Consider the following 17908-nt stretch of genomic DNA (forward strand, 5'->3'; position numbering starts at 1 on the left):
ATGACGGTAATTTTGTCAATGATTTGTCGGGCAGACGTGGAATATACCAGGCAGGTATTAAAGCCTCATTCAGCAGTACGTTAAGCGGGCATCTCGGGGTGGGGTATAGCAATGGTGCCGGTGTGGAATCCCCGTGGAACGCGGTGGCTGGTGTGAACTGGTCGTTCTGACCATCAACGCTTAAACTGCGCTTCGGCGCAGTTTCCGTTTACAGGATGTTAAAAGGGAAAATTCTGCGGCAAAAAAAGCCCGCCAGTTACGGCGGGAAACCTCATCCTATGGGAGAACAATGAATAATGAAATTGCGGGGTTATCATCTCCCAGTATACCAATACTAACAATAAGGTTATTTACTCAGCCAGGTATAAACAATTTGTTCTGTGTGGGGGGAACGGCATTAAGGTGTAAAGGGGGGGAAGCAATGAGTAGCATCAGCAAGAATACTCGCCGCTCTTATCAAACGTGGATGAGAGGAATGAAAAATTCAAGGCAGAGATGGCTCTGCCTTAAAGATAAATACGCTTTTACAGCGGGTTTATTTCAGCTCTTCAGCTTCCGGTAAAGTCACGTTCAGCTCAAGAATAGAAATATCGCCATCTTTTTGCTCAAGCTGTACGGTTACCATCTCAGGATCAATTTGTACGTATTTACAAATGACCTCAAGAATATCTTTACGCAACTGCGGCAGATAATGCGGTTCTGCATCGCTGCGACGGCGTTCAGCAACAATAATCTGCAGCCGTTCTTTTGCAATGTTGGCCGTGTTTTTCTTCCGCGAGAGAAAGAAATCGAGTAATGCCATAACTTATCCTCCGAACAAGCGTTTGAGGAAGCCTTTCTTCTCTTCTTCAATGAAGCGGAAAGGACGTTCTTCTCCCAACAGACGTTCTACGGTATCTGCGTAGGCTTTACCCGCATCGGCGTTAATGTCGAGAATGACCGGTTCACCCTGGTTAGAGGCGCGCAATACTGATTGATCCTCAGGAATCACGCCGACGAGTTTGATGCGCAGGATCTCCAGCACATCTTCCATGCTCAACATGTCACCTCTGCTCACGCGGCCTGGGTTATAGCGCGTTAACAGCAGATGCTCTTTAATAGGCTCTTCGCCATTTTCTGCGCGGCGTGATTTCGACGCCAGAATGCCTAAAATACGGTCAGAGTCGCGTACTGAGGAGACTTCCGGGTTGGTGGTAATAATGGCTTCGTCTGCAAAATAGAGTGCCATTAACGCACCGGTTTCAATCCCTGCCGGGGAGTCACAAACGATAAATTCAAAGTCCATCGCTTTCAGATCATCAAGAACTTTGGCGACCCCTTCACGGGTAAGGGCATCTTTATCGCGTGTTTGCGATGCCGGAAGAATATAGAGATTTTCAGTACGCTTATCTTTAATTAACGCCTGATTTAGCGTTGCATCGCCCTGAATGACGTTGACGAAATCGTAAACGACCCGGCGTTCACAACCCATAATCAGGTCGAGATTACGCAGGCCGATATCAAAATCTATCACGACAGTTTTCTTTCCCTTCTGGGCCAAACCAGTGGCGATGGCCGCGCTGGAGGTTGTCTTACCAACACCCCCTTTGCCCGAAGTAACAACAATAATGCGTGCCATAGAAATTCCTTGTTAAAAAGGGATCAATTTAACGGTTGAACGGTCAAAGCGTTTTCGACTAACTGTAGTCGCGCTGCTTTGCCATAAAATTCTGCTGGGATTTGATCACTCAGCCAGTATTCACCTGCGATGGACACCAGTTCCGCCATCAGGTTCGTACAAAATATTTGCGTTTCCCGGTCACCACTTGCCCCTGCCAGCGCACGACCGCGCATCATGCCATAAACATGAATGTTACCATCGGCAATCAATTCGGCCCCAGCGCTAACGTGGCTTGTAACAATCAGATCACATTGTGGAGCATAAATACGCTGACCGGAACGCACCGGGGTATCTATTAAACGCGTTTTTGTGACCGGCGTTGTATTTTGCGCTGGAGCCTGCGGTGCGGGAGCTGGACGCGGCGCTTTTTCCTTTCCTTCCGTCAGGATAGGCAGCCCCATCTTTTCAATTTCGGCTTTAAGTTGCGCATCTTTGCAGCCACTTACGCCAATAACCCGCAAACCGGTTGCCGAAACAGCCTTATGCATCGCTGACCAGTTTACCGGGTCTTCAAGTGCACTGACGTTGAGTACAACAGGGGCATGTTTTAAAAATGCGGGGGCCTGAGCGATTTTGTCTTCCAGCGCCTGATGGATAACCTTAGGTTCTGCCTCATGCAGATGAACCACAGATAAAGTGAAGCTACTGCCTTTAAGCTCGATTGGCGTGTTTGACATCCTGGCCTTACTCAATTAGCTATTAATCATCGCCAGCGCGCGATGATGTTCCGAAGACTATAAGGCATGTTATAGTCTGGATTATATTGAGGCAAGTCACCCTCCCATTTATTCAGAGTAAAAGTCTATTCTGTGATAAATGGCGCTGATTCATAGCTTAAAAAATATCCTTGTCAATCAACCTATTGCCGTCGTACTTTTGATTGTTCTTATTTACGCTTCCTTTTTCCGCACCCTAATCGTGACAGCATCTTCAGACCTGTTTAAATATCCAGTATTGAGACGAGTGTATTTTTTCACCACGCCAGGCTTTCTTAACTTTCCATTTTTTGCAGCATCATTAAAGAACAGATACCCGTTATCTTAATATCCGCCACAGAATTGCTCTATCATAGAAACCGCAGAAGACGTCTGATACTTCTGTCAGGTCATCGTAACTCGTCCAGGTCAGCGGTTTTGATTACGGATTGATGATGAAATGAGCATAAGTGTTGTACGGTTGGATTATCAGGATGTGCTATGAATATGATGCGTATTTTTTATATCGGATTGTCAGGTGTGGGGATGATGTTCTCATCAATGGCGTCTGGAAATGACGCTGGCGGACTTCAATCTCCGGCGTGCGGCGTTGTTTGCGACCCGTATATTTGTGTTAACTCAGATGGCATTTCCCCAGAGTTAACAAGGAAATATCTCGGCGAAAAAGCCGCTGAAAACTTACAATCAGTACAAGGTTACGATCCCAGCGAATTTACATTCTCTAACGGTGTATTTTGCGATGTTAAAGAAAAATTATGTCGTGATGATCGTTATTTTGGTGTGGATGGTAAGCGGAGTGGAAAAATCAATCAAACCACCACAAAGATGTTATTTATGTGTCGTGAGTGATGCCTTGTTTACATTATGTTCTATTCGGCATTGTCTGCTATTCGTCATTAACCTCTTGAGCGACAGAGAGGAGTGGGGCGTTAACGTTTATGACGGGGAGAGTCCCCGTCGGTTGACATTTACTTAATTTGAATATCGACGTTATATTTTTTAGTTTTGTTTTTACGGGCGTCGTTTCGGGTTTGCAGCACTCGCAGCTCATATTTGCCAGAAGCAGGGAGTGAGTATTGTCCGTGACTATCGAGTTCTGGGGAATATCTGGATAAATCAACAGAATCATCGATCCCTGGTCCGAAGAGGTAAGTATCAGCGCCTTCATTAGAGATACTCACATGCACTTTCTGGCCTTTTTTGGCATAGAAGGTATATGTATCGTAATCATATCCCTTTATTTCGCCGGAGTACTGAGCGCTGCTATGACCTTTTCTGAACTCAACATTGACATTCTTACCTGCAGCAAAGCTCGTAGAGGTTAGCAGTGCAAGTAGCAATACACCCTTACTGATGCCCTTGATTTTCATAGGTAGTCTCCTGTTCAGAATGAGTACGATGAACTGTTATAATATAACAATTCCTTGCGGGGGAATTCCAGTGGCTTTCCTGTATTCGGTAAAATCCTGGTGCGGTATTCTTGCCGGGGATTACTTATAAAGGGCGCATGGATTGAACAAACCGCAGAAATCTACAGCTGGCTGGCTTGTGGCGCGGGTTTCATTGATGTTAGCTTATGCCAAAACCTGGCATTTTAAAGAGTAAATGTATGTTTTGTGTGATTTATCGAAGCAGCAAGCGTGACCAGACCTATTTATATGTCGAAAAAAAAGACGATTTTTCGCGTGTTCCTGAGGAACTGATGAAAGGTTTTGGTCAGCCTCAGTTAGCGATGATTCTGCCGCTGGATGGGCGGAAGAAATTGGTCAATGCCGATATTGAGAAGGTTAAACTGGCATTAACCGAGCAAGGTTACTATCTGCAGTTACCGCCACCCCCCGAAGATTTGCTGAAGCAACATCTTTCCGTAATGGGGCAGAAAACAGACGACACTAACAAATAACCGATATCCGGCGGTGGCATTATCTTTGTCGGCACGGGTTTTCATATCCACGATAAGTGAGGGGAACGTTATGTATCAACATCACAACTGGCAAGGTGCGCTGCTGGATTATCCGGTGAGTAAAGTAGTCTGTGTTGGCAGTAACTATGCCAAACATATTAAAGAGATGGGCAGTGCGGTGCCCGAAGAGCCAGTGCTGTTTATTAAACCAGAGACGGCACTGTGCGATCTGCGGCAGCCATTGGCGATCCCTTCCGATTTCGGTTCAGTTCATCATGAAGTCGAACTGGCGGTGTTGATTGGCGCGACGCTACGTCAGGCTACGGAAGAGCATGTCCGCAAAGCAATTGCCGGTTACGGCGTGGCGCTCGATCTGACATTGCGTGATGTTCAGGGAAAAATGAAGAAAGCCGGGCAGCCGTGGGAAAAGGCCAAAGCGTTTGATAACTCTTGTCCGCTTTCCGGGTTTATTCCAGCGGCGGAATTCACCGGCGATCCGCAAAATACAGTGCTGGGCCTGAGCGTCAACGGCGAACAACGCCAGCAAGGTACGACTGCGGACATGATCCATAAAATCGTTCCGCTGATCGCTTATATGAGCAAGTTTTTTACCCTCAAGGCCGGCGACGTTGTGCTGACAGGCACGCCTGATGGCGTCGGCCCCTTGCAAAGCGGTGATGTGCTGACGGTTACTTTCGATGGGCATTCTTTGACAACTCGCGTTTTGTAATACTTTTTGCCGCCTGAAAGCGGCGGCAAAACTTGCATCACTGTGCCAGACTGGTTATAAGGTGCGTTTTAACGTAATGGCGGAACACCTGATGAGCGATGTACCTTTCTGGCAAAGTAAAACCCTGGACGAAATGAGCGATGCGGAATGGGAGTCGTTGTGTGATGGTTGCGGTCAGTGTTGTCTGCATAAATTAATGGACGAAGACACCGACGAAATCTACTTCACTAACGTCGCCTGTCGCCAGCTCAATATTAAAACCTGTCAATGTCGGAACTACGAGCGTCGTTTCGAGTTTGAACCCGACTGCATTAAACTAACCCGTGAAAATCTGCCAACATTCGAATGGTTGCCAATGACCTGCGCTTATCGCTTGCTGGCGGAAGGTAAAGATTTACCTGCGTGGCATCCGCTGCTTACTGGTTCGAAAGCGGCAATGCATGGCGAACGTATCTCTGTGCGTCATATCGCAGTGAAAGAATCAGAAGTGATTGATTGGCAGGATCATATCTTAAATAAACCTGACTGGGCGCAGTGATAAATTTAATAGATGTTGATGGGGGCTTTCTTAATATACGTCTGGATGCTCGCCATTTCGTAGCCCTGTTTTTGAAATCGCTCTGTCATAATGAGAGCTACCCGATACCTTATTATCAACAGGTAACTCTCAATCTTTAAAAAACGTCTGTAAATTTAAATGTAATAAACCTTATACCGTGAGTACATGGAGAGAATAATCGCTTATCAAACGTCAGGAACCTCAAAGAGCGTCTTCTTACCGTGTCTTTTCTGATACTCATTACAGGTATTAATCATTTTTTTGGCCGCTTCTTTTAGTAAAGAAAGCATTAAATCATCATAATCAACGTAGAATCTGGTTGTTTCAGTTTTCGTTTTTATCTCCCCGATGGCGGCTATTTCGGTGGTTAATTTCAATTTGGCAGCATCGATATCTTTATTCGCTTGTTTAACCGTGTTAGACAGGGTGGTAAAGAAACTCTGCACAGATTTTAACTTGTTCTTCAATTCTGGAATCAGTTTCCCTTCAACTACGCCCGCAGCAATAGAATAGGAAATGATTAATCCAAATGGACCGGCGACGACACCGGCTGCGGCACCGGCATACGCTTCCTTCCTGATTTTATCTACCTGTGACTGGAAATAGCTGCTTTTTTCTGAAAAATCATTGGTTAACTGGCTATCTAACGCCAGCAGTTTTCCGGAAGCGTTGTTGAAACTTTGTGAGCTTACCAGCAGAGATTTTTGCGCTTCATTCAGCTTCGTGATGCCGTCATCCAGCACCTTAATGAGAATGTCTTTCTGGGCGGATGCTTTCTTCTCATTGTACTCATCAAATAGCAAAATATATGCTGCGAGCAATTGCGTCGCAACACCACACCATTCATACACCGTTTGGGTTGCTTCAAAATACTTATCCTGGCTATCCATAAGTAAGGTTTTAATATCGCCAACTAAAACGGAGGCTGCCTGTGAATACTCCTGTTTAAAGCGACTTAGCTCTTTTATGGTTTCATCGAAGGTCTGCCAGGGGATGACCTGATCGAGATATTTATTATAAAGGTCTAATGCTCCATCTGCGGTTTCGATTGCGTTTTTAACTACCTCTACCGTTTTATCTGCAACGATTTCAGTCATAATCATTCGCCTCTTTAAATATATAAATTGTAATGAAACTCCTGTTTTACAACGATTAATGAATTTTACTTCATCTAATTCATAGTTAGCCGGGCGAGATGCGTCAATGTCTTTATTTATATTAATATGATAAATATCAAACAATGTTTAATGTCATTATGGCGAATGCTTCCATTCTATTTTTAAACCGGGCGATATTTTTCCTTTCTGCTGGATGAATGCTGGCGCCAGAAGGCCGCGCGAGCACAGGATAAGAGAACGAAAAATCAGCAGCCTATGCTGCGACAAATATTGATAGCCTGAATCAGTATTGATCTGCTGGCAAGAACAGACTACTGTATATAAAAACAGTATAACTTCAGGCAGATTATTATGTTGTTTATCAAGCCTGCGGATCTCCGCGAAATTGTGACTTTTCCGCTATTTAGCGATCTTGTTCAGTGTGGCTTTCCTTCACCGGCCGCAGATTACGTTGAACAGCGCATCGATCTGAATCAACTGTTGATCCAGCACCCCAGCGCGACTTACTTCGTCAAAGCAAGTGGTGATTCTATGATTGACGGCGGGATTAGCGACGGCGATTTACTGATTGTCGATAGTGCGATTACCGCCAGCCATGGTGATATTGTCATCGCTGCTGTTGACGGCGAGTTTACGGTGAAAAAATTGCAACTACGCCCGACAGTGCAGCTTATTCCCATGAATAGTGCGTACTCGCCCATTACCATCAGTAATGAAGATACGCTGGATGTCTTTGGTGTGGTGATCCACGTCGTTAAGGCGATGCGCTGATGTTTGCCCTCTGTGATGTAAACGCGTTTTATGCCAGTTGTGAGACGGTGTTTCGCCCTGATTTATGGGGTAAACCGGTGGTTGTGCTATCGAATAATGACGGTTGCGTTATCGCCCGAAACGCTGAGGCAAAGGCGCTGGGCGTTAAAATGGGCGATCCCTGGTTCAAACAAAAAGATCTGTTTCGCCGCTGTGGCGTGGTTTGCTTTAGCAGTAACTATGAGCTTTACGCCGATATGAGCAATCGGGTGATGTCGACGCTGGAAGAGCTATCGCCCCGCGTCGAGATTTACAGTATTGATGAGGCATTCTGCGATCTGACCGGTGTGCTTAATTGTCGCGATCTGACTGATTTTGGCAGAGAAATTCGCGCAAAGTTGCTACAACGTACCCATCTTACTGTTGGTGTGGGGATCGCCCAGACCAAAACGCTGGCTAAGCTTGCCAATCATGCGGCAAAAAAATGGCAGCGGCAGACGGGTGGGGTGGTGGATTTATCAAATCTGGAACGCCAGCGTAAATTAATGTCTGCTCTCCCCGTGGATGAAGTCTGGGGGATTGGACGGCGGATCAGCAAAAAACTGGACGCGATGGGGATCAAAACCGTTCTCGATTTGGCGGATACAGATATCCGGTTTATCCGTAAACATTTTAATGTAGTGCTCGAAAGAACGGTGCGTGAACTGCGCGGCGAACCCTGTTTGCGGCTGGAAGAGTTTGCACCGACGAAGCAGGAAATTATCTGTTCCCGCTCGTTTGGTGAACGCATCACGGATTATACGTCGATGCGGCAGGCCATTTGTAGTTACGCTGCCCGGGCGGCGGAAAAACTTCGCAGCGAGCATCAATATTGTCGGTTTATCTCCACATTTATAAAAACGTCGCCATTCGCGCTCAATGAACCTTATTACGGCAATAGTGCGTCGGTAAAACTGCTGACGCCCACTCAGGACAGCAGGGATATCATTAACGCCGCTACGCGATCTCTGGATGCCATCTGGCAAGCGGGCCATCGCTACCAAAAAGCGGGCGTGATGCTGGGGGATTTCTTCAGTCAGGGAGTCGCGCAGCTCAATTTATTCGATGACAATGCACCGCGTCCCGGGAGTGAGCAATTGATGACGGTGATGGATACGCTGAATGCCAAAGAGGGCAGAGGAACACTCTATTTTGCCGGGCAGGGGATCCAGCAACAATGGCAGATGAAGCGTGCCATGCTTTCACCACGTTATACAACACGAAGTACGGATTTACTGCGGGTCAAATGAACATAGCGGCAGCAAAAAGCGCTCCCGCAGGAGCGCCAAATGGATTAGCGACCGAACAGGTCACGTTTTTTCGCTTTAAACGGCTGGGAAATCACCACCAGCACCGCGACAATGAGGTAAGCGATAAAAATACCGAGCAGCCACTGCGGCATTTCCAGACCTAAAAATTCCCACTGACGCTCGGCACAATCGCCAGAGGCGACAAACACTTGCGGTACCCATTTATCCAGCGGCAGCCAGTCAGGGAAACGAACCATAAAATCACAGGTCGCAAACGGCGAAGGATAGAGCTGAAGCATGGTGTGCTCGTAAGTTAACTGCACACCGCGGAACGCACTATACAACCAGATAATCATCGCTACATAACGCAGCGGAGTTTTCGGGGCGATCGCGCCAATCAGCGCAGCACCCAGAATGCCGAATAATGCGCAGCGTTCATAAATACAGAGCACGCAAGGTTTCAGTAACATCACATGCTGGAACCACAGCGCCGTCAGTTCCAGTGCCAGAGCGGTAAACGCCATCAACAGCCACGCGCCCCGACCTTGTGAACATTGATTCAAAAATCGCAACATAATCATTTCCCTGCAATATGCATAGAGTGCGCAGTTTAAACCAATTCATTCGCTGCGCCACCAGGAGGCAGCAAAAATAGGACGCAATTGGACAATTATCGGGCGAAAAGGCAAACCGGGCATTTATATGCCCGGTAAGTTGTTATCAAAGCGTTGCTATCCAGCCCATTTGCATAAACCATTCGGTTACAGGGGCAAGCGTAAACTCGACGCAGAGCAAGCCGACGAGTGTCAGGACGAGGGTGTAAGGCAGGGCCATCCACACCATGCGCCCATAAGAGAGGCGAATCAATGGCGCGAGTGCAGAGGTCAGCAGGAACAGGAACGCAGCCTGACCGTTCGGCGTAGCGACGGAGGGCAGATTGGTACCGGTATTAATGGCGACCGCCAGCAGCTCGTACTGCTTCAACGTGATAGCGCCACTTTCCATTGCCGCTTTCGCTTCGTTGATATAAATCGTCCCCACGAAGACGTTATCCGAAATGGATGACAGCAGACCGTTGAAAATATAGAACAGCGACAGCTGAGCATGTTCCGATGCCTGCAACACAAACTGAATAATCGGCGAAAACAGTTGTTGGTCGATAATCACCGCGACTACCGAGAAAAACACCGTCAACAGTGCGGTGAATGGCAGAGATTCGGTGAAGGCTTTACCGATAGCATGTTCATCAGTGACACCAGTCAATGATGTCGCCAGAATAATGACCGACAAACCAATCAGGCCAACCTCCGCCAAATGCAACGCCAGCGCGGTGACCAGCCAGACGCCGATAATCGCCTGGACAATCAGACGAATTTTATCCTGACGGGTACGCTGGTGGCGACTTTGATCGTCAAACTGTTGCAGCACTTCGCGGACTTTCTCCGGCAGCGTTTCGCCGTAGCCAAACCAACGTAGCTTCTCCACCAGCAGGCAGGTCAACAGGCCACAAATCAGAACTGGAACGGTCACCGGCGACATGCGCAGGAAGAAATCGCCAAAATGCCAGCCAGCCGCTTTAGCGATGATCAGGTTCTGTGGTTCGCCCACCATGGTCATCACGCCGCCTAATGCGGTGCCAACACCGGCATGCATCATCAGGCTACGCAGAAAGCCACGGAACTGTTCCAGAACCACTTTGTAATGCTTGTCGATATGACTATCGTCTTGCAGGTCGGTATCTTCAGTACGGGAAGAGGCTACGCGGTGATAAATACCATAAAAACCGACGGCAACGCTGATCACCACCGCCACGACGGTTAAGGCATCGAGGAACGCGGAGAGGAACGCCGCTGCCACGCAAAAAGAGAGCGACAGCAGCATTTTGGAGCGAATGCTTAACAGCAAACGGGTAAATATGAACAGCAACAGCTGTTTCATAAAATAGATACCCGCCACCATAAACATCAGTAACAGCAAGACTTCAAGATTTGCCGCCACCTCTTCACGGACGTGTTCCGCGCTGGTCATGCCGATGAATACCGCTTCGATAGCCAACAGGCCACCGGGGAGTAGCGGGTAGCATTTCAGGGCCATCGCCAGAGTGAAAATAAATTCCGCTACCAGCAACCAGCCAGCGACGAAAGGGCTGATGAGGAAAATTAACGGATTTACGATTAAGAAAATGATGAGGGCGAGTTTGTACCAGTCGGGGGACTGGCCCAAAAAATTGCGCCATAGCGCGCGGCCCCAGGAGATCTCCATGATGGTTTCCCTTACCTTACAAATAATCAATGATGTTTTTATGTTTAAACGCAAAGCTTAACGGTCAGGCAGGAGTGAGGCAAGTCTTGATAGTCAAGGGTAAAGAGATGCGGAAAATGAAGCCTTGATCCCTTTTTTCTTCTTTTTGTCTGCTATCAGCGTAGTTAGCCCTCTGGTATGATGAGTCCAACTTTGTTTTGCTGTGTTATGGAAATCTCACTATGGTCATTAAGGCGCAAAGCCCGGCGGGTTTCGCGGAAGAGTACATTATTGAAAGTATCTGGAATAACCGCTTCCCTCCCGGGACTATTTTGCCCGCAGAACGTGAACTTTCAGAATTAATTGGCGTAACGCGTACTACGTTACGTGAAGTGTTACAGCGTCTGGCACGAGATGGCTGGTTGACCATTCAACATGGCAAGCCGACGAAGGTGAATAATTTCTGGGAAACTTCCGGTTTAAATATCCTTGAAACACTGGCGCGACTGGATCACGAAAGTGTGCCGCAGCTTATTGATAATTTGCTGTCGGTGCGTACCAATATTTCAACGATTTTTATTCGCACCGCGTTTCGTCAGCATCCCGATAAAGCGCAGGAAGTGCTGGCTACCGCTAATGAAGTGGCCGATCACGCCGATGCCTTTGCCGAGCTGGATTACAACATATTCCGCGGTCTGGCGTTTGCTTCCGGCAACCCGATTTACGGTCTGATCCTTAACGGGATGAAAGGGCTGTATACGCGCATTGGTCGTCACTATTTCGCCAATCCGGAAGCGCGCAGTCTGGCGCTGGGCTTCTACCACAAACTGTCGGCGTTGTGCAGTGAAGGCGCACACGATCAGGTATACGAAACAGTGCGTCGCTATGGGCATGAGAGCGGCGAGATTTGGCACCGGATGCAGAAAAATCTGCCGGGTGATTTAGCTATTCAGGGGCGATAATCCCTTCCGTTTAAAAAGCAAACCCCTCAAACGAGGGGTTTTTTGTTGTTTTTACAGATTTCCCATTCTCGGCGGGCAACGTTCCAGCAACTCGACGCTGCCGTCTTCGTTTTGCTGTTCCAGCATCACATCAAATCCCCACAGGCGATGCACATGCTTCAGCACTTCTTTGCGCCCCCGATCCAGCGGTGCGCGATTATGTGGAATGTAACGCAGCGTCAGCGAACGGTCGCCGCGCAAATCCACGTTCCAGATCTGAATATTCGGCTCCAGATTACTTAAATTATATTGCGACGATAACCGGTTACGGATCTCCCGATAACCTTCTTCATTATGAATAGCGGAAATCTCCAGATAATTATGGCGATCGTCATCCAGCACGGTGAAGAAGCGGAAATCACGCATCACTTTCGGTGACAGGAACTGGCTGATAAAACTCTCATCTTTGAAATCACGCATCGCAAAATGCAATGTTTCCAGCCAGTCAGAACCGGCGATATCCGGGAACCAGTATTTGTCTTCTTCCGTCGGCGACTGACAAATCCGTTTAATATCCTGGAACATGGCGAAACCAAGCGCATACGGGTTTATTCCGCTGTACCACGGGCTGTTATAGGGCGGCTGGAAAACCACATTGGTGTGGCTGTGCAAAAACTCCAGCATAAAACGTTCCGTCACTTTCCCTTCATCATACAGATGATTAAGGATGGTGTAGTGCCAGAAGGTCGCCCAGCCTTCGTTCATTACCTGAGTCTGTTTTTGCGGATAAAAATACTGGCTCACCTTACGCACAATACGCAGAATTTCACGCTGCCATGATTCCAGCAGGGGTGCATTTTTCTCCATAAAATAGAGCAGGTTTTCTTGTGGCTCGGACGGATAGCGGCGCGCTTCAGCAACCGTTTTCTCTTCCTCGCGCTTCGGCAGGGTACGCCAGAGCATATTGACCTGACTTTGCAGATACTCTTCGCGACTTTTCTGCCGGGCTTTTTCTTCTTGCAGCGAGATTTTTTGCGGGCGTTTGTACCGATCCACACCGTAGTTCATCAGCGCATGACAGGAGTCAAGAAGCCGCTCTACTTCATCTACGCCATAACGTTCTTCGCACTCGGTAATATATTTACGGGCAAAAATCAGATAATCGACAATCGAACTGGCGTCGGTCCAGCTACGGAATAAGTAATTGTTTTTGAAGAAAGAGTTATGCCCATAGCAGGCGTGGGCCATCACAAGTGCCTGCATGGTGATAGTGTTCTCTTCCATCAGGTAAGCGATACACGGGTTAGAGTTAATGACGATTTCATAGGCCAGTCCTTGCTGACCGTGCTTATACAGCCGTTCAGTCTCGATAAACTTTTTACCGAATGACCAGTGTGGATAGTTAATTGGCATGCCGACGCTGGAGTAGGCATCCATCATCTGTTCTGAGGTGATCACTTCAATCTGGTGCGGGTAGGTATCCAGCCGATAGAGTTTCGCTACCCGGTCTATCTCTGCCAGATAAACATCCAGCAGGTCAAACGTCCAGTCGGGTCCATCGCTCAAACGTGTGGTGTCCTTATTCATAGAATCGATCGTCGCCATACGCGCACCTCATTGTTGTCGGTGCTCTCTGTGTGGAACACCTCATTTCAAGCATAGAACACCTGTTAAAAACCGCGTCGCCGAAGAATTTTTTTCTTTGCGATTTCTTATTATCAGAGTGCCAGTAATTCGCTTCTGAGCGGAATTTTATGCTGGTTAAAAAGGGTGTTCAGCAGGAGATACTAAAGATGCCATATTGCTGCAGAGTCAGGGAGATGTGAGCCAGCTCACCATAAAAAAGCCGTATGTTGAATAATATTTTCAACTGAGTTATCAAGATGTAATTAGATTATTATTCTTTTACTGTATCTACCGTTATCGGAGTGGCTATGCGAGTTGTCATACTGGGAAGTGGTGTGGTAGGCGTTGCCAGCGCCTGGTACTTAAATCAGGCAGGACATGAGGTCACCGTCATTGATCGGGAGTCAGGAGCCGCCCTGGAAACCAGTGCTGCGAATGCCGGGCAAATTTCCCCCGGCTATGCTGCGCCGTGGGCAGCGCCAGGTGTACCTTTAAAAGCGATTAAATGGATGTTCCAGCGCCATGCACCGCTGGCGGTTCGTCTTGACGGTACGCAGTTCCAGTTGAAATGGATGTGGCAAATGTTACGTAACTGTGACACCAGCCACTACATGGAAAACAAAGGGCGGATGGTGCGTCTGGCGGAATACAGCCGTGATTGCCTGAAAGCATTGCGCGCCGAAACCAATATTCAGTATGAAGGGCGTCAGGGTGGGACGCTGCAACTGTTCCGTACCGAACAGCAGTATGAAAATGCGACCCGCGATATCGCCGTGCTGGAAGATGCTGGCGTACCGTATCAACTGCTGGAATCCAGCCGCCTGGCGGAAGTGGAGCCCGCGCTGGCAGAAGTAGCGCACAAACTGACGGGTGGTCTGCAACTGCCCAATGACGAAACCGGAGACTGCCAGCTGTTTACCCAGAATCTGGCGCGGATGGCGGAGCAGGCGGGGGTTAAATTCCGCTTTAATACGCCCGTTGACCAACTGCTTTGCGACGGCGAGCAAATCTACGGCGTGAAGTGTGGCGATGAAGTGATTAAGGCCGATGCGTATGTGATGGCGTTTGGTTCTTACTCGACGGCGATGCTCAAAGGCATAGTTGATATTCCGGTCTATCCGCTGAAAGGCTACTCGCTGACCATTCCGATTGCGCAAGAAGATGGCGCGCCGGTGTCCACCATTCTTGATGAAACCTATAAAATCGCCATTACTCGTTTCGATAACCGCATTCGCGTTGGTGGAATGGCGGAAATTGTTGGCTTTAACACCGAGCTGTTGCAACCGCGTCGTGAAACGCTGGAGATGGTGGTTCGCGATCTCTATCCACGCGGCGGTCATGTCGAGCAGGCCACATTCTGGACTGGTCTGCGCCCGATGACGCCAGACGGTACGCCGGTTGTGGGGCGCACACGCTTTAAAAATCTGTGGCTGAATACCGGTCACGGTACGCTCGGCTGGACGATGGCTTGCGGTTCCGGTCAGTTGTTAAGCGATCTGCTCTCTGGTCGTACGCCAGCGATCCCGTATGAGGATTTAAGCGTAGCACGCTACAGCCGTGGATTTACGCCATCACGCCCGGGCCATTTACATGGCGCGCACAGCTAAGGAAACGAGATGACCCGTCCGATACAGGCCAGCCTCGATCTGCAGGCATTAAAACAGAATCTTTCCATTGTCCGGCAGGCCGCGCCGCACGCGCGTGTCTGGTCGGTGGTAAAAGCGAATGCTTACGGGCACGGTATTGAGCGTATCTGGAGCGCGCTAGGGGCCACCGATGGCTTTGCATTACTTAATCTGGAAGAGGCAATAACGTTACGTGAGCGCGGCTGGAAAGGACCGATCCTGATGCTGGAGGGTTTTTTCCATGCACAGGATCTGGAGATTTATGACCAGTACCGCCTGACCACCTGCGTCCACAGCAACTGGCAGCTCAAAGCACTGCAAAATGCGCGGCTAAAAGCGCCGTTGGATATTTATCTTAAAGTGAACAGTGGGATGAATCGGTTGGGCTTCCAGCCCGATCGTGTGCTTACCGTCTGGCAGCAGCTGCGGGCGATGGCGAATGTTGGCGAAATGACTCTGATGTCGCATTTTGCCGAGGCGGAGCATCCTGAGGGGATTGCCGGCGCAATGGCGCGTATTGAGCAGGCGGCGGAAGGGCTGGAATGTCGGCGTTCATTGTCCAATTCGGCGGCGACTCTGTGGCATCCGGAAGCGCATTTTGACTGGGTTCGGCCTGGCATTATTTTGTATGGTGCTTCGCCGTCGGGTCAGTGGCGCGATATCGCCAATACCGGATTACGTCCGGTAATGACGCTAAGCAGTGAGATTATTGGTGTCCAGACGCTAAAAGCGGGTGAGCGTGTGGGCTATGGCGGTCGCTATACTGCGCGCGATGAGCAACGAATCGGCATTGTTGCCGCAGGATACGCCGACGGTTATCCGCGCCACGCGCCTACCGGTACACCTGTTTTAGTCGACGGCGTGCGTACCATGACGGTGGGGACAGTCTCGATGGATATGCTGGCGGTCGATTTAACGCCTTGCCCGCAGGCGGGTATTGGTACACCGGTTGAGCTGTGGGGCAAGGAGATCAAAATTGATGATGTCGCCGCCGCTGCCGGAACCGTGGGTTATGAGTTGATGTGCGCGCTGGCGTTACGGGTCCCGGTTGTGACGGTGTAACTTGTTGTAAGCCGGATCGGAGGCAGTGTCTTCTGGTTGCAAAAAAATCATCCATCCGGCTGGTCAGCAACTTTCGCTGTTAATGTGACAGAGCCATTTTCCATGATAGTGCCCATTAAAATGATGGACACTATTTCCCCGGAACCTGAGCTCACCGCACAGGCGTACTACATAAAACGCTTACGCTTCATTGTTGACTCGAACTCGACTTCAGATAAATCACGCTTTACCCTTAATGCAGATTCGGGTTCATGTTCAGAATGTTGATTAACAGGCTGCGAGTCCTGTTGTCTTTCCAGACTCAACAGGCCCAACTGCTGATCCAGGAGCTCCAGGTCCTCCTGTACCTTCACGCGCTCCAGGAGTACCGGATCCTCCAGGTGCTCCAGAGCCATCAGGTCCTCCAGGTCCTCCAGCTCCTCGAGTCCCTCCAGGTCAAACTGGCCTTCCTTGCGCAAAAAGTCTAAAAGGTCCACCAGGCCCTCCTGGTTTTTCAGGCCCTCGACGGCTTTGAGCAGCGTCGGTAAATTGTCTTTGTCCCAAGGGTTACTGTTACAGTCAAACAACTTCAGGCTATGGGGCTGCGGCACCGATATCGTTTTAAACTGGTTGTGACCACAGTAGTATATTATTAGCTTGGGCGGCAGCCGTGGTGCAGAGATCAAATCGTTACTAGAACAGTCAAATACTTTCAGGCGAGTCAAGTTCTCCAGCATCTCATCAGGTATTGAGTTAATATTGTTGCCGGCACAGGATAGTTTATACAGGTACTGGGGCATCGACGGCGGTAAAAATTGCAAGAAGTTTTCAGAACAGTTAATTACTCTCAGGTTAGTCGACAGCTCAGGTAGCCAGATAATATAGTTTTCACAGCACTTCAGTATCATCAGTTTCGGGGGCTGCACCTTTGGTAACAAGATCAAAACGTTATCCATACACTCAAGCACCCTCAGTTCCTTCGGCAACATCTTCGGTAATGCGGACAACACGTTATTATTGCAGTAAAATTTCATCAGAAGTGGAGGCAAATTTTCAGGGAGTGAGGTCAATCCAAGATCGCTAAGATTGAGCATAATTTGTCTATTTATGAGACATTCCTTCATTCTGCGCAATGCCTCTGCCCGGTTTTCAGTTCGGATTGCTGGCAGGTTTTCTTCCAGGATATTTTTCAGGATTTCTTTCACGTCTTCTTGTGATATTTCTGGCACTTTTTTTTGCAGGATTTCTTGCTGGGTTTCTTTCAGAGTTTCTTGCAGGTTTTCTTGCAGACCATCTTGCTGTATAGCCCATGTGCACCATTCGGCGACCAACCTGAACTCGTTATATTGCGGATCCGGAGGGGCCTCCAACGTGATGGTAATATTGTTTTCCATCTGTATTTTCACTTTGTCCGCGTTACTGAGGTCAATGATCCTCTGGGGGGCATCACCCCAGCGAAATTTTTGCGGGCCGAGATACTGCATGTTCCGCAAAAGATGATTCTTGAATTCCACCGTCAGTAAGCGCCGCCCTGACGGGTGTACGCCTGTGTTATAGGAAGATGGGGCGAATAGGCGTATGTCTTTAATGCTGGCCATAATGCTACGTATCCTTGAAATAAATATCCTCTGGCAGCGCCGGAGACGTGAATGTGGTCACCGCAAAGGTGCCACAGGACGTCATTTGCGCTGATATAACGACTCATCGTT

At 48.7% G+C, this 17908-nt stretch carries 19 protein-coding genes; 10 read left to right on the forward strand and 9 right to left on the reverse strand.

The features are described 5' to 3' along the window. Positions 1–170 (forward strand): autotransporter outer membrane beta-barrel domain-containing protein (locus tag BEB54_RS28535; protein WP_123059730.1); only part of this gene is annotated, 170 nt, incomplete at its 5' end. Positions 171–535: 365 nt separating this feature from the next. Here BEB54_RS28535 and minE read toward each other — a convergent pair. The 3 genes from minE to minC are packed head-to-tail and all read right to left on the reverse strand — an operon-like array spanning position 536 to position 2337. Further along, positions 536–802 carry a cell division topological specificity factor MinE gene (gene minE, locus BEB54_RS06180; RefSeq protein WP_001185665.1) on the reverse strand — a complete coding sequence of 89 codons (267 nt, stop codon included), beginning with the start codon at positions 800–802 and terminating at the stop codon, positions 536–538. 3 nt (positions 803–805) lie between these two features. Beyond that, positions 806–1618, reverse strand: coding sequence for a septum site-determining protein MinD (minD, locus tag BEB54_RS06185; protein WP_000101055.1), 813 nt, complete (start codon positions 1616–1618; stop codon positions 806–808). Between the two features lie 23 nt (positions 1619–1641). Next, positions 1642–2337, reverse strand: coding sequence for a septum site-determining protein MinC (gene minC, locus BEB54_RS06190; RefSeq protein ID WP_000072536.1), 696 nt, complete (start codon positions 2335–2337; stop codon positions 1642–1644). A 519-nt stretch (positions 2338–2856) separates the two neighbouring features. On the opposite strand from minC, the gene BEB54_RS06200 reads away from it, so the two are divergent. Further along, entirely contained in the window at positions 2857–3225 is a 369-nt protein-coding gene (locus tag BEB54_RS06200; protein WP_001056845.1) for a YcgJ family protein, read from the forward strand. A 119-nt stretch (positions 3226–3344) separates the two neighbouring features. Here the strand turns inward: BEB54_RS06200 and pliG are convergent, their stop codons facing one another. Continuing rightward, positions 3345–3746, reverse strand: a complete 402-nt coding sequence (gene pliG, locus BEB54_RS06205) for a g-type lysoyme inhibitor PliG (protein ID WP_105277372.1) — start codon at positions 3744–3746, stop codon at positions 3345–3347. 239 nt (positions 3747–3985) lie between these two features. Between pliG and BEB54_RS06210 the strand changes: the two genes are divergently transcribed. The 3 genes from BEB54_RS06210 to BEB54_RS06220 all read left to right on the forward strand — a co-directional run bounded on the left by BEB54_RS06210 (position 3986) and on the right by BEB54_RS06220 (position 5547). Beyond that, positions 3986–4279, forward strand: coding sequence for a YcgL domain-containing protein (locus tag BEB54_RS06210; protein WP_001297679.1), 294 nt, complete (start codon positions 3986–3988; stop codon positions 4277–4279). Positions 4280–4349: 70 nt separating this feature from the next. Continuing rightward, positions 4350–5009, forward strand: a complete 660-nt coding sequence (locus BEB54_RS06215; protein ID WP_105277373.1) for a fumarylacetoacetate hydrolase family protein — start codon at positions 4350–4352, stop codon at positions 5007–5009. Positions 5010–5100: 91 nt separating this feature from the next. Continuing rightward, positions 5101–5547 carry a YcgN family cysteine cluster protein gene (locus tag BEB54_RS06220; protein WP_001306825.1) on the forward strand — a complete coding sequence of 149 codons (447 nt, stop codon included), beginning with the start codon at positions 5101–5103 and terminating at the stop codon, positions 5545–5547. A 206-nt stretch (positions 5548–5753) separates the two neighbouring features. Here the strand turns inward: BEB54_RS06220 and hlyE are convergent, their stop codons facing one another. Next, positions 5754–6665: a hemolysin HlyE gene (hlyE, locus tag BEB54_RS06225; protein ID WP_105282163.1), complete on the reverse strand. Its 912-nt coding sequence runs from the start codon at positions 6663–6665 to the stop codon at positions 5754–5756. Between the two features lie 372 nt (positions 6666–7037). Here hlyE and BEB54_RS06230 point away from each other — a divergent pair, with 372 nt between their 5' ends. Together BEB54_RS06230 and umuC are read left to right on the forward strand one after the other, a co-directional pair. Further along, the gene (locus tag BEB54_RS06230; protein WP_032302891.1) at positions 7038–7457 is read left to right on the forward strand and encodes a translesion error-prone DNA polymerase V autoproteolytic subunit; all 420 of its coding nucleotides are present in this window, start codon (positions 7038–7040) and stop codon (positions 7455–7457) included. Continuing rightward, on the forward strand, positions 7457–8725 hold the full coding sequence (umuC, locus tag BEB54_RS06235) for a DNA polymerase V catalytic protein (protein WP_105277374.1): 1269 nt from the start codon (positions 7457–7459) through the stop codon (positions 8723–8725). The genes BEB54_RS06230 and umuC overlap by 1 nt, the downstream gene beginning before the upstream one ends. A gap of 44 nt (positions 8726–8769) precedes the next feature. Here the strand turns inward: umuC and dsbB are convergent, their stop codons facing one another. Beyond that, a complete protein-coding gene (dsbB, locus tag BEB54_RS06240) occupies positions 8770–9300 on the reverse strand; it encodes a disulfide bond formation protein DsbB (protein WP_000943444.1) in 531 nt (176 codons plus the stop codon). Positions 9301–9445: 145 nt separating this feature from the next. Beyond that, the gene (gene nhaB, locus BEB54_RS06245) at positions 9446–10987 is read right to left on the reverse strand and encodes a Na(+)/H(+) antiporter NhaB (RefSeq protein ID WP_000406391.1); all 1542 of its coding nucleotides are present in this window, start codon (positions 10985–10987) and stop codon (positions 9446–9448) included. Positions 10988–11208: 221 nt separating this feature from the next. Between nhaB and fadR the strand changes: the two genes are divergently transcribed. Further along, positions 11209–11928, forward strand: coding sequence for a fatty acid metabolism transcriptional regulator FadR (gene fadR / locus BEB54_RS06250; protein WP_000234823.1), 720 nt, complete (start codon positions 11209–11211; stop codon positions 11926–11928). A gap of 51 nt (positions 11929–11979) precedes the next feature. Here fadR and BEB54_RS06255 read toward each other — a convergent pair whose 3' ends face one another. Beyond that, positions 11980–13512, reverse strand: a complete 1533-nt coding sequence (locus BEB54_RS06255; protein WP_000190855.1) for a SpoVR family protein — start codon at positions 13510–13512, stop codon at positions 11980–11982. A 329-nt stretch (positions 13513–13841) separates the two neighbouring features. Between BEB54_RS06255 and dadA the strand changes: the two genes are divergently transcribed. Beyond that, positions 13842–15140 (forward strand): D-amino acid dehydrogenase, encoded by a 1299-nt coding sequence (dadA, locus tag BEB54_RS06260; RefSeq protein WP_001266926.1) that lies wholly within the window; start codon positions 13842–13844, stop codon positions 15138–15140. Positions 15141–15149: 9 nt separating this feature from the next. After that, a complete protein-coding gene (dadX, locus tag BEB54_RS06265) occupies positions 15150–16220 on the forward strand; it encodes a catabolic alanine racemase DadX (protein WP_000197857.1) in 1071 nt (356 codons plus the stop codon). 167 nt (positions 16221–16387) lie between these two features. On the opposite strand, the gene BEB54_RS06270 is transcribed toward dadX, so the two are convergent. Further along, positions 16388–17797, reverse strand: a complete 1410-nt coding sequence (locus tag BEB54_RS06270; RefSeq protein WP_105271266.1) for a hypothetical protein — start codon at positions 17795–17797, stop codon at positions 16388–16390. Positions 17798–17908: the final 111 nt, after the last annotated feature.

The sequence above is a fragment of the Escherichia sp. MOD1-EC6021 genome (assembly GCF_002965245.1).
GTDB lineage: Bacteria > Pseudomonadota > Gammaproteobacteria > Enterobacterales > Enterobacteriaceae > Escherichia > Escherichia coli_F.